Origin of the sequence: Rhodococcus sp. USK10 (genome assembly GCF_019378875.1) — a bacterium.
GTDB lineage: Bacteria > Actinomycetota > Actinomycetes > Mycobacteriales > Mycobacteriaceae > Rhodococcus_F > Rhodococcus_F pseudokoreensis.
The window spans coordinates 5,261,316-5,280,540 of sequence record NZ_CP076048.1; the positions used below are offsets into that span (position 1 = coordinate 5,261,316).

Consider the following 19,225-nt stretch of genomic DNA (forward strand, 5'->3'; position numbering starts at 1 on the left):
GTCTGGGGGTAGCTGTGCGCCGCTGCGTGTCCGTTTCAGGGATTCTGTTCCTGGCTTTCGTGATGTGGGCCGGGGTGGCGTCCGCAGCGCCTGCCTATCCGGTGCCGGATTCGTTCCTCGCGGGAGTGCCCCTCGAATTGGGACACCCGGACGGTTCGGCCCCGGGCTCGAACGACTGGTCCTGCCGGCCGAGTGACGCGCACCCCGAACCGGTGGTCCTCGTCCACGGGACGGGAGGCGCGCGCCAGACCAACTGGGCGGTGTACGCACCGCTGCTCGCCAACGAGGGCTACTGCGTGTACTCCCTCACCTACGGCAACTTCCCCGACCTGCCGTGGCCGCTCGACGCGATCGGCGGAATGACACCCATCGACACCGGCACCGCTCAGATCGCCGCGTTCGTCGATCGGGTGCTGGCGAGCACGGGCGCCGCGAAGGTCGACCTGGTGGGACATTCGCAGGGCACGGTGCAGGCGAACAACTACGTGAAGTTCTTCGGGGGTGCGGACAAGGTCGCGAAGATCGTCTCGCTCGCCCCGCCGTGGCAGGGCACGTACGGAAACGATCAGATCAGTGCCGGCCGGTTCCTGCGTTCGCTCGGCGTCGACGACTCGGTGGCGGCCGGTTTCCCCGTCTGCCAGGCGTGTCCCGAGATGCTTCAGGGGTCGAAGTTCATCGACCGCATGCGCGCGGGCGGGGTCTACGTCCCCGGGATCGAGTACACGAACATCGTCACCCGCTACGACGAACTGGTCGTCCCGTACACGAGCGGCCTCGAGCCCGGGCCGGACACCACCAACATCGTGGTGCAGGACGGCTGTGAGCAGGACTATTCCGACCACGTCGCCGTCGCCGGCTCGGCACGCGCCGCCGGTTTCGTACTGAACGCGCTGGACAGCGACCATCCGCGCGAGGTGCCGTGCCGTTTCGTCGCCCCCGTCGCGGGGTAGCGCCCCGCGAGATCCATCACGCCGCCAGTTATCGGGGGAAGCCTGGGCAACCCGCTGGGTAACGCTGCGGACACCGGCGGAAACGAATGGGTGGCGAACTCACAGCTCGTCGACATACCCTGTCCGGATACGCAGGTCTCGCCCCTTCGCGGAGTGGGCCGGCGGCCTCTGTCGACCGGATGCCCACCGGGCACCGCCGGACCTGTTCGCTCCAGGCGTACAGCGAAGGGGAAACGATTGCCGGAGCTGGGGCGTTAAATACGAATAAGCAGGCGTGCTCGCCCACCTAAAGGGGTGGAGGGGCAGCAGGTCGATCGGCAGCCAACTAGAGTAATAGCTGGGGTCGTGGAACCTACGTCGATTCGGGGCTTCTGCCCTCGGAGCAGGCGCTGGCGATCTGTTTGTAGTGCCGGAGCGAAACGCGGCGAACAGGGACGAGACACCCGGTCTCGTGACTGCACGTCGGAAAGTGTGAGGGAGAGCGATGTTCGAGAGGTTCACCGATCGCGCACGGCGCGTTGTTGTCCTGGCTCAAGAAGAAGCCAGGATGCTCAACCACAACTACATCGGTACGGAGCACATCCTGCTCGGCCTCATTCACGAGGGCGAAGGTGTCGCTGCCAAGTCGCTGGAGTCGTTGGGCATCTCCCTCGAAGGAGTGCGCAGCCAGGTCGAGGAGATCATCGGCCAGGGCCAGCAGGCCCCGTCCGGCCACATCCCCTTCACCCCGCGTGCCAAGAAAGTCCTGGAGCTCAGCCTGCGCGAGGCACTGCAGCTCGGACACAACTACATCGGTACGGAGCACATCCTGCTCGGCCTCATCCGCGAGGGTGAAGGCGTCGCAGCGCAGGTTCTGGTGAAGCTCGGCGCCGATCTCAACCGGGTCCGTCAGCAGGTCATCCAGCTGCTTTCCGGTTACCAGGGCAAGGAGCCTGCCGAGTCCGGCGGCACTCGTGGCGAGGCGGGCACCCCGTCCACGTCGCTGGTGCTCGACCAGTTCGGTCGCAACCTCACCCAGGCGGCCCTCGAAGGCAAGCTCGACCCCGTCATCGGCCGCTCGAAGGAAATCGAGCGCGTCATGCAGGTGCTGTCGCGGCGTACCAAGAACAACCCCGTGCTGATCGGTGAGCCCGGTGTCGGTAAGACCGCCGTCGTCGAAGGTCTCGCTCAGGCCATCGTCAACGGCGAGGTCCCGGAGACGCTCAAGGACAAGCAGCTGTACACGCTCGACCTCGGGTCGCTCGTGGCAGGCAGCCGTTACCGCGGTGACTTCGAAGAGCGCCTGAAGAAGGTCCTCAAGGAGATCAACACCCGCGGGGACATCATCCTGTTCATCGACGAGCTGCACACCCTGGTGGGTGCCGGCGCGGCCGAGGGCGCTATCGACGCGGCCTCGATCCTCAAGCCGAAGCTCGCCCGCGGTGAGCTGCAGACCATCGGTGCGACCACCCTCGACGAGTACCGCAAGTACATCGAGAAGGACGCCGCACTCGAGCGCCGCTTCCAGCCGGTGCAGGTCGGCGAGCCGACGGTGGAGCACACCATCGAGATCCTGAAGGGTCTGCGCGACCGTTACGAGGCGCACCACCGCGTGTCCATCACGGACGGTGCACTCGTCGCCGCGGCCACCCTGGCCGATCGCTACATCAACGACCGCTTCCTGCCGGACAAGGCCATCGACCTCATCGACGAGGCCGGAGCACGGATGCGCATCCGCCGGATGACCGCACCGCCGGACCTCCGCGAGTTCGACGACAAGATCGCCGACGCCCGCCGCGAGAAGGAGTCCGCGATCGACGCGCAGGACTTCGAGAAGGCCGCGAACCTGCGCGACAAGGAGAAGACCCTCGTCGCTCAGCGTGCGGAGCGGGAGAAGCAGTGGCGTTCCGGTGACCTGGACGTCATCGCCGAGGTCGACGACGAGCAGATCGCCGAGGTCCTGGGTAACTGGACCGGTATCCCCGTGTTCAAGCTCACCGAGGAGGAGACCACCCGTCTGCTCCGCATGGAGGAGGAGCTGCACAAGCGGATCATCGGTCAGGAAGACGCGGTCAAGGCCGTCGCCAAGGCCATCCGTCGTACCCGCGCAGGCCTGAAGGACCCGAAGCGTCCGTCCGGTTCGTTCATCTTCGCCGGCCCGTCCGGTGTCGGTAAGACCGAGCTGGCCAAGTCGCTCGCCAACTTCCTGTTCGGCGAGGACGACGCTCTCATCCAGATCGACATGGGTGAGTTCCACGACCGGTTCACCGCGTCGCGGCTGTTCGGTGCCCCTCCCGGCTACGTCGGTTACGAAGAGGGCGGCCAGCTCACCGAGAAGGTGCGCCGCAAGCCGTTCAGCGTGGTGCTGTTCGACGAGATCGAGAAGGCACACCAGGAGATCTACAACACCCTCCTGCAGGTGCTCGAAGACGGCCGTCTCACCGACGGTCAGGGCCGGACCGTGGACTTCAAGAACACGGTGCTCATCTTCACCTCGAACCTCGGCACGTCGGACATCTCCAAGGCCGTGGGTCTCGGCTTCACGTCCGGTAAGGGCGACGAGTCGAACTACGAGCGGATGAAGCTCAAGGTCCACGACGAGCTGAAGAAGCACTTCCGGCCCGAGTTCCTCAACCGCATCGACGACATCGTCGTGTTCCACCAGCTCACCACCGAGCAGATCGTTCAGATGGTGGACCTGATGGTTGCGCGCGTCGAGGTGGCCTTGAAGAACAAGGACATGACGATGGAGGTCACCGACAAGGCCAAGTCGCTGCTGGCCAAGCGTGGCTTCGATCCGGTCCTGGGTGCGCGGCCGCTGCGTCGCACCATCCAGCGCGAGATCGAGGACCAGCTGTCGGAGAAGATCCTCTTCGGCGAGGTCGGCCCCGGTCAGATCGTGTACGTCGACGTCGAGAACTGGGACGGCGAAGGCGCGGGCGAGGACGCGAAGTTCACGTTCCGTGGCGAGGCGAAGCCGGTCACGGTTCCCGACGAGGTTCCGGTCGACCTGGCCAAGTCGGGCGCAGCCGACTCGGAGTAGGCGCGCAGTAGTCGAACGAGAAGGGCCGCCGGTGGGTTTCCACCGGCGGCCCTTCTCGTGTGTGCGGGGTCAGATGCTCTTGCGTCCCGACCAGTTGGCGAGGCGTTCGGTGGGGCCTGCGGTGGGGAGCGGGTTGACGACGTCCGCGAACGGCACGTGCCCGCCGCGTGGCTCCGCCGGGATCGCGCGCTGTGCGACGGCGAGCATGGCTTCCGCGAGTTCGGGGCGGGTTTCGGAGGGCTGGCCGGTGGCGACCGCCAGGTCCCAGCCGTGCACGAGCGTCTCGTTGATGTAGCCCCAGATCGCGGCGCGTCCGGGGACGGTGCCCCACGGCGCGGTCACCGTAGCGTCGAGTCGGCTGTCGTCGGTCCAGACGGGCCACATGCGGTCGGCGGCGGACCGGTAGGCGTCCGCGTAGCCGTCGTCGTCGATGTCGGCGACGACGAGCGGAATGGTGCCCGGGTCGCCGCCCTCACCGATCACTCGGGCACGTTCCACGGTGGCGACGAGGTGGCCGAGCATGGTGCGGACGTCGAAGTCGGCGCACGGGGTGGATGCCGTCAACTGGTCGTCGCGGACGTTGTCGATGAGGCCGGTGGTCCAGGTGAGGGCTTCGCGGTACAGGGGCCGGGGGTCTGTCGTGTTTGTCATGAGGCAACTATCGCCGCAATACATGACATCTTCTGTCGTGTATTTCTGACAGACTTTCGGCATGCGCGCCGACCGTCTGCTCTCGCTCGTCCTCCTGCTCCGCAACCGTGGCCGCATGTCGGCTTCGGCGCTGGCCCACGAACTCGAGGTGTCGCCCCGCACGGTGTTGCGCGACATCGACAGTTTGTCGACGGCGGGGATCCCGGTGTACGCCGAACGCGGCCGGGACGGCGGTTTCGAGTTGCTCCCGGGATTCACCACCGACCTCACGGGCCTGACCGTCGACGAGGCGAAGGCGCTGCTGGCCACCGGTTCCGCAGTGACCTCGGAGTCGCTGGGCATGGCGCCGGCGTTCGCGTCGGCGATGCGCAAGGTGGTCGCGGCGATGCCGGACGCGCACCGGGCCGCGGCGACGAAGGTGGCGGAGCGGGTGTTCGTCACCCAGGGTTCGTGGCTGACCGATCCGGAACCGGCCGACGACCACCTCGGGCTGATCCAGCAGGCGGTGTTCGTGGGCAGGCGCCTGAGCATCCTCTACGCGTCGCAGGGCAACGAACCGGCGTGGCGGGTCATCGACCCGCAGGGTCTCATCCACGCGGGGGGACGGTGGTACCTGGTGGCGACGGACGCCGGCCGCGACCGGACGTACCGGCTCGAGCGGATCGAGGACGTCCGCGAACTCGACGAACCGGCGCAGCGACCGGCCGACATCGACCTCGCCGCGATCTGGGAGCGTCGCCGGTCGGCGTTCCGGTCGCGCGGCACCCCGGTGGTCGTCGACGTTCTCGTCCGCCGGGAGCGCCGCGACGTTCTGGCGGAGCGTGCGTTCGCCGTCCGCTCCGAGCAGCAGGCCGACGGCGACCGGGTGCGCATGGAAGTGGTGTTCGGCGACGACTCCCATGCGAGCGGGGTTCTGTGGTCGCTCGGGGAGGACGCGGAAGTGCTGGCGCCGGACGATCTGCGGGCCGCCCTGCGTTCCCGGGCGCTGCGGATGTGCGCCAGGTACGAGTAGGTTCGACACGTAAACCGAAGAACCACGAGAGGATGTGGCATGCCGACACGTACCGCACGGACCGCTTGGAACGGATCGCTCGAACAGGGAAGCGGCCAGGTGGAACTCACCAGTTCCGGCGTCGCGACCTTCGACGTCTCGTTCCCGAAGCGCGCGGCGGAGGAGGCGGGTGGAACCACCAGCCCGGAGGAACTGATCGCGGCGGCGCATTCCTCCTGCTACGCGATGCAGCTGTCCGCCCTCATCGCGGAGGCAGGCGGAACCCCGCAGAGCCTCGAGGTGAAGGCCGATGTCTCACTCGGGCCGGACAACCCGGGTTTCAAGCTGACCGGCATCAAGTTGACGGTCCGCGGTGAGGTGGACGGTCTCGACGCCGACGGCTTCGCCAAGGCCGCTCAGGCCGCGAAGGAGTCGTGCCCGGTGAGCAAGGCCCTCACCGGTGTCGAGATCACGTTGGACGCGGCACTCGAATCCTGAGTGCCGGCTAGCGACGGTTGAACCGTTCGCGCACTTCCTCCATCTTCGCCTGGAGTTCGTCCGGGCTGATGACGCCCTTGTCCATCAGCGCGTGCGCGGTGGCGACGACTGACCGGGAGCGGACGGGGAAGTCGCGGTAGATGGTTTCGCCCAGCTGGTCCTCGGTGTGGCGCCTGTCGAGATTGTCCCAGGCGCCACGCCAGGACAGGCATTCCGCGGTGGCCTGCATGCTCGACTCCCACGGGTCGGGCTTGCGGTCGAGGTCCGGCAGCGTCACGTCTTCGCGAGTTGTGTCCGGCGTCAACGTGTTCAGGATGACGTCGTAGCCCTTGTCCGCCATCATCGTGCGGCTCCTCCGTTGTCCGAGGGTGGTGTGGTCGCCGTCCAGTCGACCTGCGGGACGGCGACGCCGATCATGGTGTCGCGTGTGATGATCGATGCCAGCTGTTCCTCGCTCCACCCCTCGGTGCCCTCGGGACGCATCGGCATCACCATGAATCGCGATTTCTGATTCGAATCATGCACGCGCACTTCGACGTCCGACGGGAAGTGCAGCCCGAACTCCGCGATCACCTCGCGGGGCCAGCGCACCAGGCGCCGGCGATAGTTGGGTGTGCGGTACCAGTCCGGCGACATGCCGAGGACGGGCCGCGGGTAGCACGAACACAACGTACAGACGATGACGTTGTGCACTTTCGGGGTGTTCTCCAGCACGTAGAAGTACGTATAGTCGCTCGGCGTGCCCGACCCGGTGGGGTCGCGCCAGTCGATCCCCACTTCCTTGCAGGTCTCGGTGCCGTCGGCCAGCAGGCGCTTCTTGAATTCCGGATCCACCCACGCCTTCGCGACCAACCTCGAACCACCCGACGGCCCTACCGATTCGGCCCACTCCGAGAAGCGCCGGTGATCCTCACGGGAGAACAGGCCGTGTTCGATGGACAGTTCCCGGATGGCGGTTTCCAGGATCTCGAATTCGCTGACCTCCTCCGAGGCTTGGATCGGGGCGTGATCGTCGTGCGAATGCGTCATGTGTCGGCCTCTCCTGCCGGCTCGAGCCAGCGCTCGGAGCACTCGGTTTCCAAGGTGTCGATCGCGTATCCGGTGTAGCGGGGCCACAGGTCGGTCTGCTGGAAGCGGACGACGTAGAACGGCTCGGTCCGGCCGTCGTCGACGCGTCCCCACGCTTCGTCCTCGGGGATCACCCATTCCGGGCGGTGTTCGACGACGACGCCGGTGTGCCCGCGGATGAATGCCTGCGTGCGGGTGTGGAACATCGACGTCGCGTCCTTGACGGTGACGCGGTCGCCGATCTGGAACTTCGTCATGACCGGCCTCCGGTCGCTGTTCCGCCGGCGGTCCGGGCCCGCACTTCGTCGATCTTGGCGGAGAGTTCGTCCGGCGTGATCAGGCCCTTGTTGATGAGTGTCTTGGCCGCCACGGTGATCCACCGCGCGTAGTACGGCAATCCGAAGTACAGCGTGGCACCCAGATCGTTCTCGGCGCGGCGGCGTTCCTCCGAATTCCACACCCCGCGCCAGCCGAGGCATTCGCACGTGACGTACGTGCTCATCTCCCAGTCCTCTTCGACCTTCTCCTCGTACGCGACGGGGAGGGCGGGCTGGCCGCCGACGTCGTGCAGCACGTGCCGCAGCGCGTCGAACGCGGAATTGGTCAGGTAGTACGGCGAATCCATCTCTTCGTGATGGAGAGGGCCGTACCCCGCCACTCGGTTCGCCTGAGCTTCGAATTCTGCTGGAGAGTTCATCGCGTGCTCCGTAGGGGTGGAACTAATGACAGGGAACTCCCAGGAGATGGCGTCCGTCGTGCATCAATTCGTGCAGGTACATGCCACTTCGGGAGATCGCACCCTGGTCGAAGCCGACCAGGTAGAGGGTGAGCAGTGCGAGCAGGACGACTCCGACGGCGATCAGCACGATTCCGAGTGCTTCGACGGACTTGCTCGGTGACGAGACGTAAACCATGGCTACTCCTGGAGGAGTTCGGGTTCCGCAACCATCGGCCGTCGATTGTCCGGGCATCGCGACGAGCGCCCCTCGTTCAGCGGCACGATCGATACGACGTTACTCTCGCCGTGTCGACACCCTCACCGTACCGTTCGGTCGAATTCGGCGTGCGTAAATGCACCACGTCGAACCAAGACATCCTCTGCGCGGAACGAGCCGGAACAGAATCCGGCACCGATCTGTTCCACTGAACTGTGACGACACAGCAGAAGCACGACGGCGACATCGAGATCTGGTCCGACGTGGCCTGCCCCTGGTGCTACATCGGCAAGCGCCGTTTCCTGTCGGCCCTCGACGAGTTCGAGGGGCGCGACCGGGTCAACGTGACGTGGCGGTCGTACCAGCTGTCCCCGGACACCCCGGTCGGGGAGCGGCGCACCGAACTCGACGCCCTGGCGGAGAGCAAGGGGCTGTCGGTCGAGCAGGTCCGTCAGATGTTCGGGCACGTCGCGCAGACTGCGGCCGACGAGGGTCTGCAACTGGACTTCGACACGGTCGTCGCCGCCAACACCTTCGACGCGCATCGGTTGATCCACCTCGCGGGCGACAAGCGAGATGCCGTGGTGGAAGCGCTGTTCCGCGCCCACTTCGGTGAGGGCGCCGTGATCGACGACCGCGAGGTGCTCGTCGACATCGCGGCGCGGGCCGGGCTCGACGCCGACACCGTGCGCGCCGAACTCGATTCCGGTGCCGGTGCGGACGCCGTCCGGGCCGATATCGACACCGCTCGTGCGCTGCAGGTGTCGGGCGTGCCGTTCTTCGTCGCCAACCGCAGGATCGCCGTGTCCGGTGCGCAGCCGAAGGACGTGTTCCTGCAGCTTCTGACGCAGGCGAGCGCCGTGCCGGTCACCTAGCAACGGGCGAAGAACCGGTTGGCGTCAGACCGGAACATGAGTGCCAGTGCGGCGATCACCGCCACGAGGTGCGTGAGCCGCGCGATCGCGACCACCGCGACGTCGAGCGTCAGACCGGAGACGGCGGACATCGGGTCGTTGCCCGCCGTCATCCAGGCGATCGGCTCCACCACGAGCGAGGCGACGCCGAAGACGCCGAGGCCGATCGCGAGGACGCCCCGCGCCCACGCCCTGCCGCTGCGGAACCGGGTCATGACGAACAGAACGGCGGCGTAGACGAGAACACGAACCGCGAGTTGCCCGGCGAGTCCGGCGACGTCGGCGCCCGGGTGTTCGAGCGCGGTGGACGCCTGTGCGATCGCCTCCACCACCCCGGCGAAGAGGGCGAGCCCGAGCAGCCAGAATGCGCGCTCGACCGTCTGCGGGACCGAGGGTGCGGTGCGAGTGGTCATGTCCCCATGCTGGTGTCGGGAGCGTCGCGGCGCATCACCCCGGGGAGTGGCGGCCACCCCTACCCGGGTATCGGTGCGGCACCTTGCCATCACTCCGGACGGGGAGCACATTTGAAAGCACGTCGTCGGCAGGGAGGCACTGTGCGCGAGCAGACACGATCCGGAGATGCATGGCCGGCGTTGAAGGTGGACGACTGGACGTCGACGAGGGACACCCTGCACATGTGGACGCAGATCGTCGGGAAGATCCGCCTGGCCCACGCACCGCTGATCAACCACTGGTGGCAGGTGCCGCTGTACGTGAGTCCCCGCGGTCTCACCACGTCGACCGTCCCGTACGGCGCCGAGTGTTTCGACATCGAATTCGACTTCGTCGACCATCGGCTGGTGATCCGCACGAGCGCGGGCGGCGCCGGGACGGTTGCGCTCGAACCGAGGTCGGTGGCCGATTTCTATTCGGAGACGATGGACACGCTGGCCGAACTGGGCGTGACGACGACCATCCTGGCCAGGCCCAACGAGGTGGAGACGGCTGTCCCGTTCGCCGAGGACACGCAGCACTGTTCGTACGACGGTGAGTCGGTGCACCGGTTCTGGCGGCAGCTCGTGCAGGCGGATCGTGTGCTGCACGAGTTCCGTGCCCACTTCATCGGGAAGGTCAGTCCCGTGCACTTCTTCTGGGGTGCGCTCGACCTGGCCTGTACCCGGTTCTCCGGCCGAAGCGCGCCGACTCATCCTGGGGGAGCGCCGAACTGCGGCGACTGGGTGATGGTCGAGGGCTACTCACACGAGCTGAGTAGCTGCGGATTCTGGCCCGGCGGCGGCGTCGAGGGCGCGTTCTACGCGTACGCCTATCCGGAACCGGACGGCTTCGCCGACTACCCGGTCGGGCCGGACGGCGCGTTCTACAGCGCGGAGTTCCGGCAGTTCCTGCTTCCGTACGAGACCGTCCGCACCGCGGACGATCCCGATGCGGCTCTGCTGAAGTTCCTGCACAGCACGTACGACGCGGCCGCCGAGCGGGGTGGCTGGGACCGGGCCGCCCTGGAGACGGACCCGGCCCGTTGGGACGCCCACCCCATGTGAGTGGCATGGAGTGCTCCAGCACACCGTGCCACTCACATGGGTCAGGCGGCGTTCGCGCGCGCGGGCGCCGTGGCCCGGGTCGCACGCTCCGTGAGGAACGCGAACACGAGTCCGAGAACCAGCCACAGCGTGGCCTGCGTCGCGAGGGACGACAGCCGGAACTGCCACAGCAGCACTGCGGGGAAGTCGTCACCGACTTCGTTGATCGTGGGCAGCACGAGGTATCCGATGGTCGCCACTACGAGGAACGCGACTACCGGCGCCGCGATCCGCACCGACAGGAACTCCTGTGCGGCGACGGCCTTCGCCGCGAAGACGGACGCCACCACGGCGAGCAGGCCCAGCGCGACTGCGGCAAGCCACAGCCAGGTGCGCTGGTTGATCGTCTCGGGGTCTCCGACAGCGGGCGGGTTGGCGGGGTACTTGAAGAACGGCACCGCCTCGATTGCCAACCAGCCGAAGGCGGCCAGGCTCAGACCGAGCAACGGCCCCGACAGCGTCGTCACCCGACGTGCGTAATTCGCGACGACGGCGAAGATCGCTCCGAGAGCCAGTCCCGCGAGGGACGTCGCGAGGAACAGCCCGAAGCGCTGCCCGTCGCGGCTGACCAGCGCGTCTTCCTCGTCGTGCGAGTGCCCGGCAGGCTGGTCCGCCTCGGTGGCGTCGTGCGAGTGGTCTGCGGGTTCGGCCGCGCTGTGCGATTCCTCGATCGCGATGGCCGCGTCGATGTGCGACTCACCGAGAACGAACGCGACGCCGCCGGCCAGGATGCCTGCGATCAGGCCGGCCAGCAGACCGCGGATGAGGAGTTTCGTGAAGGAATCGGTCAGTGGCATGGCAGACCCAGGAGGTGGCGCCCGTCATGCATCAATTCATGCATGTACATGCCACTGCGCGAGATCGCGCCCTGGTCGAATCCCACGAGGTAGAGAGCGAGCATCGCGAACAGAACGATCGCGAAAGAGATGACGGCGAGGCGGGTCGTGTCGACCGACGAGCCGGGTGCGTATGCGAGTGCCATAGTTCCTCCTGGGATTTCGCGTCCCCTAGGTCCAGGCGATGGCCGCAGTATCTGGCTGTCGAGGTGGTTCCCGCTAGGGACTACTCCGATTTACAGTGGCGCGACCGCTCCGGGATTGCACCGGATTCCTGCCGAACCATCGCATTGTCCTGCGAACTTTTGCACCCGGCGGGCCGTCGTGTCAATCCTCGGCCCGCCTCCGCCGCTCAGCTCTTGTTCGCGGCCGCGACGTCGAGTACGACCTCGAACTCCAGCAGCGACGCCCCGGACGCCACCGGCTTCTTCCGCTCACCCGCGTGTGCTTCCCGGGCGGGACCGTCGCGCCACGCCGCGAATGCCTCTTCGCTCTCCCACTGCGTGACGACGAAGTAGCGGTTCTCGCCCTGCACCGGACGCAGGAGCTGGAAGCCGAGGAAGCCGGGAGAGTTCTCCACGGCGTGTGCGCGCGCCGCGAAGCGCTTCTCGAGTTCGGGGCCCGCACCCTCGGGGATTTCGATTGCGTTGATCTTCACCACTGCCATGCGGGCGAGGTTACTCCGCTAGCGTCGGAGTGGTGGCGGGTGAGAGTGCGTTGCACGACGAGGGTGGGACGGGACAGCCGATTCTGCTGCTGCACGGGCTGATGGGCAGTGCCCGGACATGGGGACGGCACGTGCCGTGGCTGCGCGAGCACGGCCACGTCTTCACGTTCGACGCCGCAGGCCACGGCAGACCCGCGCCGTCGCGGTTGACGACGGAGGCGTTCGTCGCAGATCTGTCCGCGGCTCTCGCGGCCTTCACCGAGCCGTGGGTGGTGATCGGCCATTCGATGGGCGCCCTGCACGCCTGGTGCCTGGCCGCCGAGCACCCGGACAAGGTGTCGGCGCTCGTCCTCGAAGACATGGCCCCCGACTTCCGCGGCCGCACCGCCGACGACTGGGCGGCGATGATCGCGAACTGGCCGCAGCCGTTCGCGACCCGGGAGGATCTGTTCGAGTTCTTCGGTCCGGTTGCCGGACAGTACTTCCTGGAGTCGTTCGAGAAGCGCGCCGACGGCTGGTACCTGCACGGCGACGTCGACACGTTCCGCGACATCTCGGCGGAGTGGGGCGACCGGCATTTCTGGGACCAATGGGCGTCGATCACGGTTCCGGCCCTGCTGATCGAGGGGGAGTTCACCATCACCCCCGACGGCCAGATGCGGACCATGGCGGAGCGGCATCCCGGCGCCGAGTACGTCCGCATCGCGCAGGCCGGGCACCTCGTCCACGACGACCAGCCGGAGCAGTACCGGAAAGTGGTCGAGGAATTCCTCGACGGGCTCGGCTGAGAGCCGCCTCGTCCGCTGCGCAGGACATTGTGTGTTCGTTTTTTTCGTTTTAGGGTTGAGGTATGGCCGCTCCGATGAACCACACGGTGTTGCCGCCGAGCCCCGACGATCGTGAACTCCTCACCGCCTTGAAGTATGTTCTCGCTGGTCAGGGAGATGTGACGATCTCGACCCCGGAGGGTTCGGCGCCGTTGCCGGACAGTGTCCGGGGGTTGCTCGTCGACGCGGTCACGGCTCTGGATCGGGGGCAGGCGGTGACGGTGGAGCCGCATCGGACGGTGTTGACGACGCAGGAGGCCGCGGAACTGCTGGGCATTACCCGGCCGACGTTGGTGCGGTTGCTGGAGGCCGGGAAGATTCCGTACTCGTCGCCGGGCCGGCATCGGCGGGTGGAGTTGGCGGACGTGCTCGCCTACAGACAACACGAGCGTGCGCGCCGCGGTCAGGTGTTCGAGGAGATGGCGCACGAGGAAACCCCGGACCCCGGCGACGCCGCTGACGGCTTCGTCTCGACCCGCTGATCGAGGGGCAGGGCAACCGATGGCTACCTTTCGGGTGGTTCTCGACGGGTGCGTCCTGCTTCCGCAGGTCCTCAACAACCTGCTGCTGACCCTGGCCGATGCCGAGTTGTTCCGCCCGGTGTGGACGCCGGATCTGCTCGACGAGGTGGAGCGCGACCTGGCCGGGGAGCGGTTCGGTAAGTCGCCGGAGCAGGCGGCGCGGCGGATCCAGCAGATGCGCAGAACGTTCCCGTTCGCGGAGGAGGAGTCACGCGGGTACCGCGAGTTGATTCCCGCGATGACGAACGATCCGAAGGACCGGCACGTCCTGGCCGCGGCGGTACGGTCCGGTGCGGCATTGATCGTGACCGCGAACCTGACGGACTTCCCGCCTGCGGCCCTCGACCCGTTCGACGTCGAGGCGATCCACCCCGACGAATTCCTCTGCGATCAGCTCGATCTGGATTCGGAAGCGGTGTTCGAGCGTATACACGTGCTGGTAGCCCGGAATGCGCTCCCGCCGCGCACGGTGGGGGAGCTGCTCGAGTTACTCGACCGGCTGACCCCACGGTTCGTCGACGCGGTCCGGGCGTTGCTTGACGACCGGGACGACGCCTCTGACCGCGGTGCGGTGCCTGCGGCGTCCGCCCTTCCGGAGTTGACCGACGAGCAGATCGACTCGCTGCCGCCCGAGGTGCGGCAGACGTACCGGCAGCTTCGTGCGATGGATCCGGCCGAACGGGTGCGGGTTCTCGGGCACACAGATCTGGTGAATGCGGCGTGGGCATTCCTGATGCCGGTGTGTGTGGACGGGGATCTGCTGTCGGTATGGCCGAATGTGGATCCCGACTTCCGGGCACTGCTCGCGCAGAAGTGGGTGCGCGACAACCACTATCAGATGACCGTTGACGGTTGGGATAGTGGGACGGTCGAGGCGGCCCTTGCGGCGCCGGTGCCGGATCATCCGCTGTGGGTGCATTTCGAGCGTGTGCATCTGCGGTCGTTCCGGGCGATGCTGCCGGATCCGGCGACGTGGGGAATCGGTTCAGCGACCAGGATGGTCGCCCCGGGGATCGAGGCACTCTACGTGCTCGACGCCGCGGCGCTGGAGGGCGGCCTGTGGCAGCCGAACGATCCCCGGTACGTGTGCCCGGTCCTCATGCATCTCGTCGACGGGCGTTGGCTGGTGCGGAATCTGGGGTCGGAGTCGGACCCCACGGGGTGAATGGTTGCCAACCCCGGGGTGCCTATCGCGCGGCGCGGCGAGGCCTCACGCTGGTGGAACGCCCGGGAGTCCGGGAGTTCCACGTATGGCTGTATTCCACGACCTATTCGAGGGCGCACAATGTATTTCGACTTCCGTGACAAGCCCGACCGTCTCTGTGTCAAAGAGATGGTTCATGGCTACAACATATCCAGCTGCTTGTTCGTAGCCGTCGAGCTGGAGCTCGCCGACCTGCTGGCGGCGGGCCCACTGGCGCTTGTCGATCTCGCCCGGCGAAGTGGAGCTGATCCCGATGCGCTGAAGCGGATCCTCCGCCTACTCATGAGTGCCGGGGTCTTCTCCGTGGACGAGCAGGACACGTGCGCGCTCACGCCACGAGCCGAGTTCTTGCGCAGGGATCATCCGGATTCGATCGCAAGCGAGGTGGAGCTCTTCGCCGGCGCAGAAACGTACCTGGCCTGGAGCGGACTGCTCCATTGCGCTCGCACGGGACAGACAGGATTCGGCCAGTACTTCGGCAAATCCCTCTTCGAGTACCTGGCCGAGCACCCCGACTCCGCCCAGCGCTTCCATCTGGGCTGGCACGAGATCTCGATCCGCGCCGGCCTCGAGACCGCGGAAGCGGTCGATTTCACGGACAATCGGCACGTCGTCGATGTCGGCGGTGGCTACGGCATCGTGACCGCCCAGCTGTTGCGCACATACGATCATCTGCGGGGCACGATCTACGACCTGGAGTTCTCGCTGGCCAGGGCCGGTCACACCTTGCGGGAATACGGCGTCGACGAGCGCTGTGGCATCGTGCCCGGCGACGGTTTCACAGAGGTGCCCGGCGGGGGCGACGTCCACCTGCTCAAGAGCGTTCTGCACACGATGAACGACGACGACTCGGTACGCGTCCTCACCAATTGCGCGAACGCCCTCGAGCCCGGCGGCAGGATCCTGGTCCTGGAGCGCGTGATCAGCGAGGACGGCGGATACGTCTGGGGAAATGTGGTGGACGTCGCCATGCTGGTCATGACGGGCGGCCGGGAGCGAACCATTCACGACTACGCGCGCCTGTACGAACGCGCAGGTCTCGGACTCACCGGCAGTACGCTCCTGCCCTGCGGTTTCAGCGTGATCGAGGGCCGCAAGTGAGAATCAGCGGACCTCGAGGAGCGGGGTCGGCATGGCTCATATCTTGATCGTCGGCGGACATGACGAGACTTTCCGCATGATCGAAGATCTACCGGTCGAGCTGTCTGTGTTTCAGAATTCCGAATCGGTCACCGCGCAGCAGGCCAGGCGCGCCCACCGGCTGTGCGTATTCGACTACCGCAACCAGACAGAGGCGCTCGGCAGGGCGCGGGCGCTGCACGAGTTCAAACGCATCGATGCCGTCGTGTCATTCACCGAGCACGGCCTCATGCCGGCCGCCGTGATCAAAGAGGCCCTGGGCATCAAGGGCAATGCGCGGGAAGCCGTCCGGTTGACCCGCGACAAGATTGCCATGCGCGAGCACCTGGCCGGCCGTGATCTCGGAGCTGTGCTGACCCGAAGCTGCCATTCGTCCTCCGAGGTACGGAGCTTTCTTCAGTCGGTGGGCGGCCCGGTCATCGTCAAGCCGGCTGAAGGCGCCGGCAGCTCCGGTGTTTTTCGCGTCTCCAGCCTCGACCAGGTCGAATCCGCATTCGCCCGCTCTCGCGGCGAGTACCCCGGGCCGACCCTCGTCGAGGAGTTCATCGACGGCCCCGAATACAGCGTCGAATCCTTCACCACGGATGGCCGGCACGACATCATCTCGGTGACCGCAAAAACCACCACCGGCGCGCCACGGTATATCGAAACCGGTCATCTGATGCCGGCCGTACTCGCGGCATCGGCCCTTGCCGAGCTCCGCGGACTCGTCACCGATTTCCTCGGTTCCATCGGTCATTCCTTCGGGCCGGCCCATACCGAAGTGCGTATCGGCCCGGCCGGGCCCCGGATCATCGAGGGCAATACCCGTCCCGGAGGCGATTTCATCTGGGAGCTGGTGCTCCGTGCGATGGGCCGCGATCTGGTCCGGGAATCGATCTGTCATCTTGCCGGGCTGCCGCCGCAATCGCGAACACCCGGGCGCGGGGCAGGCTGCGTCGCATTCTTCGGTTACGAGAATGTAGTGATCGAACGCGTGCAGGGCATCGAGGCCGCGCGTGAGGCCGAGGGGATCATCCGCCTGCAGTGTTCTCTCGAACCAGGGCAACGCCTCGGTCCGCTCCGGTCCTCTGCGGATCGTCAAGGTGTCATTGTCGCGGTCGGTGGTGATCTCGCGGACGCCGAGCGCCGGTTGGCTCAGGCGCAGGATCGGATTCGGGTGGAGACGAGTCCGCTTCCGCACTGACCGGGCAGATTCACGTTTAGCCCACGTTTAGCCCGGTCGGTCAGATGTGGGTCATTGCATGGGCTGCTCGATGGGCATAACCTGCACGGTCGTCAGGATTTCGCGGATGAGTGAGGTCACTTCAGAGCTCGTCCGGCCGGCGACGATGCCGCTGACGGGTAATTCGAAATCGAAATAGCTCACGGTCCCCGGAAGTGAAGCGCCCGCTTCCAGCTCCTTCCATCGAACAACGTCGGGGTGGGTCTGAAACCGTTCTCCACCCGATATCGCGCAGTACCGCGACGGAAGCAGGTGACCCGGGAACATGAAATCCCCGTAGACCTTGCTGCTCGAAGTCCTTTCGAACCACCGTTTCAGTGGATTGGTTTCGAGAGGTGACCAATCGAGGTTGCACGCCAAACCGGCCGCGACCAAGTCGATTCCCGTGGCAAGCCGAAATGTCTCCTTGATATGTCCGCCGCCGGGGCGGGCGCCGACCTCCAGGAAAACCATTCCCTCTGCGGCCTCGATCATTTCGAGATGAAACGGGCCATTCTCGATACCCACGGCCCGGAGGTACTCGACCGCTACCATGCAACGCCCACCGTCGTCGTCGACTTGAATCGATCCCTGCGGAACTCCCTGGGCGAACTCGAGGCACGTGCCCAAATATCTGCTGGCGACGATCGCCACCGGCGCACCGGCAAGCATCACGCCATCGAAGTGGAAGATCGGTCCCTCCACGTACTCTTCGAGCTGGAAGCGCTCAGGATCCCAGTCCTCCACACCTGTCGGGTGATCGAGAATCGCAGCGCCGGCGTCAGCGTAGGTGGCGAAAACGAAAACATCCTTGCTGGCGGTTCCATCGAGTGGCTTGAGCACCGTCTTCCCGGCCCACGGAGCGACATCGGCGGACGCAGCGGCGAGCGCCTCGTCGCAGCGAATAAATCTGGGCACGCGAAGTCCGCATCCTGCGACCGCGGCTTTCATCGCTACCTTGTCGTTCACGACATGGACCTGCCCCGGCAATACCCCTTCCACTCCGAGGCTCCGCCTTATCTGCGCGGCATCCATCATCTCGTATTGGGAAACGCTGATGACTCTGTCGAAGGAATCGTCGGGGGAGAACAGGGTGCGCACTTCCTCGGCAAGACCTGCTCGACCGGGCCGCTCAACCCTCGTGCAGGGAAGGTCGGGCGGCACGGTGGCAAGTTGCGCGCCTGTTCCCACGTAGACGACATCGTGAATTCCATGATCGATTACACGATGGTATTCGATGAAGGAATACGGAACGCGATGGAGGATGAGCAGTTTCATTCAGAAGACCCCGCTGGATGGAATGCCGATCGGCGAAGTGAACTTTCACCTTCCAGTACTATCCCGGGCCGACGAATGGGAATCCAGGAACCCTGGGGGGAAAGATCGTCCACCTTTCGTGGTCATTGTCGAATTGCGGACCTGCCGCTGGTCAAATGCCGATACTCGGTTGCAATCGCATCGACCACTGCGGACTTCGCATACCGGATCTCGTCGATGCCGGAAATCCCCATGATTTCAATCGCAGTGCCACACAGAAATGCGGCGTCGAACGATCCGATCTCGTCGTATGCGATGTCGCGTTCCGTTACCGAGAGCTTCAGTCGCGGACACAGCTCATCGATGATCACCCTTCGGGTAATCCCGTCGAGGGCTAATTCGGCAGTGGGCGTGAACAATGCGTCGCCCTCGACGAAGAACACGTTCGAGCCGCTCGACTCGCACACAGCGTCGGCTGTCGACAGAAAGAGCACATCATCGTAGCCGTCGGCCCGCCCGCGGTGGCTCAAGTAGCTCAACGCGTAGGTAGACGACGTTTTCGCCTGATACGGGTGGCACGAGGCTGGTGCACGCCGCCACGTCGCCGTCGAGAGCCGATACTGCTCCGCGGCCGAATTCGAAGGAAAGGGCAGGGCGAACAGGACCACCTTGCTGGAAGAGCCTTGCGCTTTGAAACTCACATCGGTGTCGTCGTAGAAGACCAAGCACTTGATGTACGCATCGGCCAGATCGTTGGCCCTCACCAATTCGCGGCACGCATCGGCCAAGTCCGCATTCGAATAGTGCACGGTGTGCCCGAACAACTCGGCGGACCGCCGCAACCTGGCTATGTGGTCGTCACATCTGAAGATGCGTCCACCGTACGTGCGGATACCGTCGAACACCGACGTGGCATACGACAACCCATGGGTGGCAGGTGACAGGCTCACCTCGTCGAATCGGACGCATCTTCCATCTGCCCAGGCTATTTCGCTGATCATC

At 65.9% G+C, this 19,225-nt stretch carries 23 protein-coding genes and 1 riboswitch; of the genes, 11 read left to right on the forward strand and 12 right to left on the reverse strand.

What is annotated here, in order from left to right; all coding sequences use genetic code 11:
• The first annotated feature begins 14 nt into the window (after positions 1-14).
• Together I1A62_RS31410 and I1A62_RS31415 are read left to right on the forward strand one after the other, a co-directional pair.
• Positions 15-950 (forward strand): triacylglycerol lipase, encoded by a 936-nt coding sequence (locus I1A62_RS31410; RefSeq protein WP_219456159.1) that lies wholly within the window; start codon positions 15-17, stop codon positions 948-950.
• A gap of 484 nt (positions 951-1,434) precedes the next feature.
• Complete coding sequence (locus I1A62_RS31415) at positions 1,435-3,972, forward strand: ATP-dependent Clp protease ATP-binding subunit (protein ID WP_124391737.1); 2,538 nt, start codon at positions 1,435-1,437, stop codon at positions 3,970-3,972.
• 69 nt (positions 3,973-4,041) lie between these two features.
• Here I1A62_RS31415 and I1A62_RS31420 read toward each other — a convergent pair whose 3' ends face one another.
• Positions 4,042-4,623, reverse strand: coding sequence for a TIGR03086 family metal-binding protein (locus I1A62_RS31420; protein WP_219456161.1), 582 nt, complete (start codon positions 4,621-4,623; stop codon positions 4,042-4,044).
• Positions 4,624-4,684: 61 nt separating this feature from the next.
• Between I1A62_RS31420 and I1A62_RS31425 the strand changes: the two genes are divergently transcribed.
• Positions 4,685-5,635 (forward strand): YafY family protein, encoded by a 951-nt coding sequence (locus tag I1A62_RS31425; RefSeq protein WP_219456162.1) that lies wholly within the window; start codon positions 4,685-4,687, stop codon positions 5,633-5,635.
• Between the two features lie 39 nt (positions 5,636-5,674).
• Positions 5,675-6,112: an OsmC family protein gene (locus tag I1A62_RS31430; RefSeq protein WP_005244949.1), complete on the forward strand. Its 438-nt coding sequence runs from the start codon at positions 5,675-5,677 to the stop codon at positions 6,110-6,112.
• A gap of 7 nt (positions 6,113-6,119) precedes the next feature.
• Here the strand turns inward: I1A62_RS31430 and I1A62_RS31435 are convergent, their stop codons facing one another.
• The 5 genes from I1A62_RS31435 to I1A62_RS31455 are packed head-to-tail and all read right to left on the reverse strand — an operon-like array spanning position 6,120 to position 8,094.
• Entirely contained in the window at positions 6,120-6,455 is a 336-nt protein-coding gene (locus I1A62_RS31435) for an SH3-like domain-containing protein (RefSeq protein WP_124391734.1), read from the reverse strand.
• Positions 6,452-7,141 (reverse strand): thiocyanate hydrolase subunit gamma, encoded by a 690-nt coding sequence (gene scnC, locus I1A62_RS31440; RefSeq protein WP_087559755.1) that lies wholly within the window; start codon positions 7,139-7,141, stop codon positions 6,452-6,454. The genes I1A62_RS31435 and scnC overlap by 4 nt, the downstream gene beginning before the upstream one ends.
• Positions 7,138-7,437, reverse strand: a complete 300-nt coding sequence (locus I1A62_RS47310; protein ID WP_219456163.1) for an SH3-like domain-containing protein — start codon at positions 7,435-7,437, stop codon at positions 7,138-7,140. Before I1A62_RS47310 ends, scnC begins: the two co-directional genes overlap by 4 nt.
• On the reverse strand, positions 7,434-7,877 hold the full coding sequence (locus I1A62_RS47315; RefSeq protein ID WP_206007334.1) for an SH3-like domain-containing protein: 444 nt from the start codon (positions 7,875-7,877) through the stop codon (positions 7,434-7,436). Before I1A62_RS47315 ends, I1A62_RS47310 begins: the two co-directional genes overlap by 4 nt.
• 22 nt (positions 7,878-7,899) lie before the next feature.
• Positions 7,900-8,094 (reverse strand): CbtB domain-containing protein, encoded by a 195-nt coding sequence (locus I1A62_RS31455; protein ID WP_124391732.1) that lies wholly within the window; start codon positions 8,092-8,094, stop codon positions 7,900-7,902.
• A 236-nt stretch (positions 8,095-8,330) separates the two neighbouring features.
• Here I1A62_RS31455 and I1A62_RS31460 point away from each other — a divergent pair, with 236 nt between their 5' ends.
• Complete coding sequence (locus tag I1A62_RS31460) at positions 8,331-8,990, forward strand: DsbA family protein (protein WP_219456165.1); 660 nt, start codon at positions 8,331-8,333, stop codon at positions 8,988-8,990.
• On the opposite strand, the gene I1A62_RS31465 is transcribed toward I1A62_RS31460, so the two are convergent.
• Positions 8,987-9,442: a hypothetical protein gene (locus I1A62_RS31465; RefSeq protein WP_219456167.1), complete on the reverse strand. Its 456-nt coding sequence runs from the start codon at positions 9,440-9,442 to the stop codon at positions 8,987-8,989. The genes I1A62_RS31460 and I1A62_RS31465 overlap by 4 nt on opposite strands.
• 141 nt (positions 9,443-9,583) lie before the next feature.
• On the opposite strand from I1A62_RS31465, the gene I1A62_RS31470 reads away from it, so the two are divergent.
• Entirely contained in the window at positions 9,584-10,528 is a 945-nt protein-coding gene (locus I1A62_RS31470) for a DUF5996 family protein (RefSeq protein WP_219456168.1), read from the forward strand.
• Between the two features lie 41 nt (positions 10,529-10,569).
• On the opposite strand, the gene I1A62_RS31475 is transcribed toward I1A62_RS31470, so the two are convergent.
• The 3 genes from I1A62_RS31475 to I1A62_RS31485 all read right to left on the reverse strand — a co-directional run bounded on the left by I1A62_RS31475 (position 10,570) and on the right by I1A62_RS31485 (position 12,070).
• Positions 10,570-11,364, reverse strand: a complete 795-nt coding sequence (locus tag I1A62_RS31475) for a CbtA family protein (protein ID WP_219456170.1) — start codon at positions 11,362-11,364, stop codon at positions 10,570-10,572.
• Positions 11,355-11,549 (reverse strand): CbtB domain-containing protein, encoded by a 195-nt coding sequence (locus tag I1A62_RS31480; RefSeq protein WP_005244930.1) that lies wholly within the window; start codon positions 11,547-11,549, stop codon positions 11,355-11,357. The genes I1A62_RS31475 and I1A62_RS31480 overlap by 10 nt, the downstream gene beginning before the upstream one ends.
• Before the next feature lie 22 nt (positions 11,550-11,571).
• Positions 11,572-11,705: riboswitch (cobalamin riboswitch) on the reverse strand.
• Between the two features lie 50 nt (positions 11,706-11,755).
• Positions 11,756-12,070: an antibiotic biosynthesis monooxygenase gene (locus I1A62_RS31485; RefSeq protein WP_012691525.1), complete on the reverse strand. Its 315-nt coding sequence runs from the start codon at positions 12,068-12,070 to the stop codon at positions 11,756-11,758.
• Positions 12,071-12,102: 32 nt separating this feature from the next.
• Between I1A62_RS31485 and I1A62_RS31490 the strand changes: the two genes are divergently transcribed.
• The 5 genes from I1A62_RS31490 to I1A62_RS31510 all read left to right on the forward strand — a co-directional run bounded on the left by I1A62_RS31490 (position 12,103) and on the right by I1A62_RS31510 (position 16,948).
• On the forward strand, positions 12,103-12,858 hold the full coding sequence (locus I1A62_RS31490) for an alpha/beta fold hydrolase (protein WP_124391727.1): 756 nt from the start codon (positions 12,103-12,105) through the stop codon (positions 12,856-12,858).
• A gap of 62 nt (positions 12,859-12,920) precedes the next feature.
• Positions 12,921-13,379 (forward strand): helix-turn-helix domain-containing protein, encoded by a 459-nt coding sequence (locus I1A62_RS31495; protein ID WP_124391726.1) that lies wholly within the window; start codon positions 12,921-12,923, stop codon positions 13,377-13,379.
• Between the two features lie 19 nt (positions 13,380-13,398).
• Entirely contained in the window at positions 13,399-14,583 is a 1,185-nt protein-coding gene (locus I1A62_RS31500) for a PIN domain-containing protein (RefSeq protein WP_219456172.1), read from the forward strand.
• A 168-nt stretch (positions 14,584-14,751) separates the two neighbouring features.
• The gene (locus tag I1A62_RS31505; RefSeq protein WP_257890591.1) at positions 14,752-15,723 is read left to right on the forward strand and encodes an acetylserotonin O-methyltransferase; all 972 of its coding nucleotides are present in this window, start codon (positions 14,752-14,754) and stop codon (positions 15,721-15,723) included.
• A gap of 31 nt (positions 15,724-15,754) precedes the next feature.
• The gene (locus I1A62_RS31510; protein WP_219456173.1) at positions 15,755-16,948 is read left to right on the forward strand and encodes an ATP-grasp domain-containing protein; all 1,194 of its coding nucleotides are present in this window, start codon (positions 15,755-15,757) and stop codon (positions 16,946-16,948) included.
• Between the two features lie 51 nt (positions 16,949-16,999).
• On the opposite strand, the gene I1A62_RS31515 is transcribed toward I1A62_RS31510, so the two are convergent.
• Together I1A62_RS31515 and I1A62_RS31520 are read right to left on the reverse strand one after the other, a co-directional pair.
• Positions 17,000-18,244, reverse strand: coding sequence for an acetyl-CoA carboxylase biotin carboxylase subunit family protein (locus I1A62_RS31515; protein ID WP_219456175.1), 1,245 nt, complete (start codon positions 18,242-18,244; stop codon positions 17,000-17,002).
• A 122-nt stretch (positions 18,245-18,366) separates the two neighbouring features.
• A complete protein-coding gene (locus I1A62_RS31520) occupies positions 18,367-19,224 on the reverse strand; it encodes an aminotransferase class IV (RefSeq protein ID WP_219456177.1) in 858 nt (285 codons plus the stop codon).
• Position 19,225 lies beyond the last annotated feature (1 nt).

Bases quoted from the DNA above. Each gene is read 5' to 3' on its own strand.
- I1A62_RS31415 (WP_124391737.1), top strand. From the start codon at position 1,435: ATGTTCGAGAGGTTCACCGATCGCGCACGGCGCGTTGTTGTCCTGGCT.
- I1A62_RS31420 (WP_219456161.1), bottom strand. From the start codon at position 4,623: ATGACAAACACGACAGACCCCCGGCCCCTGTACCGCGAAGCCCTCACC.
- I1A62_RS31425 (WP_219456162.1), top strand. From the start codon at position 4,685: ATGCGCGCCGACCGTCTGCTCTCGCTCGTCCTCCTGCTCCGCAACCGT.
- I1A62_RS31430 (WP_005244949.1), top strand. From the start codon at position 5,675: ATGCCGACACGTACCGCACGGACCGCTTGGAACGGATCGCTCGAACAG.
- I1A62_RS31435 (WP_124391734.1), bottom strand. From the start codon at position 6,455: ATGATGGCGGACAAGGGCTACGACGTCATCCTGAACACGTTGACGCCG.
- scnC (WP_087559755.1), bottom strand. From the start codon at position 7,141: ATGACGCATTCGCACGACGATCACGCCCCGATCCAAGCCTCGGAGGAG.
- I1A62_RS47310 (WP_219456163.1), bottom strand. From the start codon at position 7,437: ATGACGAAGTTCCAGATCGGCGACCGCGTCACCGTCAAGGACGCGACG.
- I1A62_RS47315 (WP_206007334.1), bottom strand. From the start codon at position 7,877: ATGAACTCTCCAGCAGAATTCGAAGCTCAGGCGAACCGAGTGGCGGGG.
- I1A62_RS31455 (WP_124391732.1), bottom strand. From the start codon at position 8,094: ATGGTTTACGTCTCGTCACCGAGCAAGTCCGTCGAAGCACTCGGAATC.
- I1A62_RS31465 (WP_219456167.1), bottom strand. From the start codon at position 9,442: ATGACCACTCGCACCGCACCCTCGGTCCCGCAGACGGTCGAGCGCGCA.
- I1A62_RS31475 (WP_219456170.1), bottom strand. From the start codon at position 11,364: ATGCCACTGACCGATTCCTTCACGAAACTCCTCATCCGCGGTCTGCTG.
- I1A62_RS31480 (WP_005244930.1), bottom strand. From the start codon at position 11,549: ATGGCACTCGCATACGCACCCGGCTCGTCGGTCGACACGACCCGCCTC.
- I1A62_RS31485 (WP_012691525.1), bottom strand. From the start codon at position 12,070: ATGGCAGTGGTGAAGATCAACGCAATCGAAATCCCCGAGGGTGCGGGC.
- I1A62_RS31495 (WP_124391726.1), top strand. From the start codon at position 12,921: ATGGCCGCTCCGATGAACCACACGGTGTTGCCGCCGAGCCCCGACGAT.
- I1A62_RS31500 (WP_219456172.1), top strand. From the start codon at position 13,399: ATGGCTACCTTTCGGGTGGTTCTCGACGGGTGCGTCCTGCTTCCGCAG.
- I1A62_RS31505 (WP_257890591.1), top strand. From the start codon at position 14,752: ATGGTTCATGGCTACAACATATCCAGCTGCTTGTTCGTAGCCGTCGAG.
- I1A62_RS31510 (WP_219456173.1), top strand. From the start codon at position 15,755: ATGGCTCATATCTTGATCGTCGGCGGACATGACGAGACTTTCCGCATG.
- I1A62_RS31515 (WP_219456175.1), bottom strand. From the start codon at position 18,244: ATGAAACTGCTCATCCTCCATCGCGTTCCGTATTCCTTCATCGAATAC.
- I1A62_RS31520 (WP_219456177.1), bottom strand. From the start codon at position 19,224: ATGATCAGCGAAATAGCCTGGGCAGATGGAAGATGCGTCCGATTCGAC.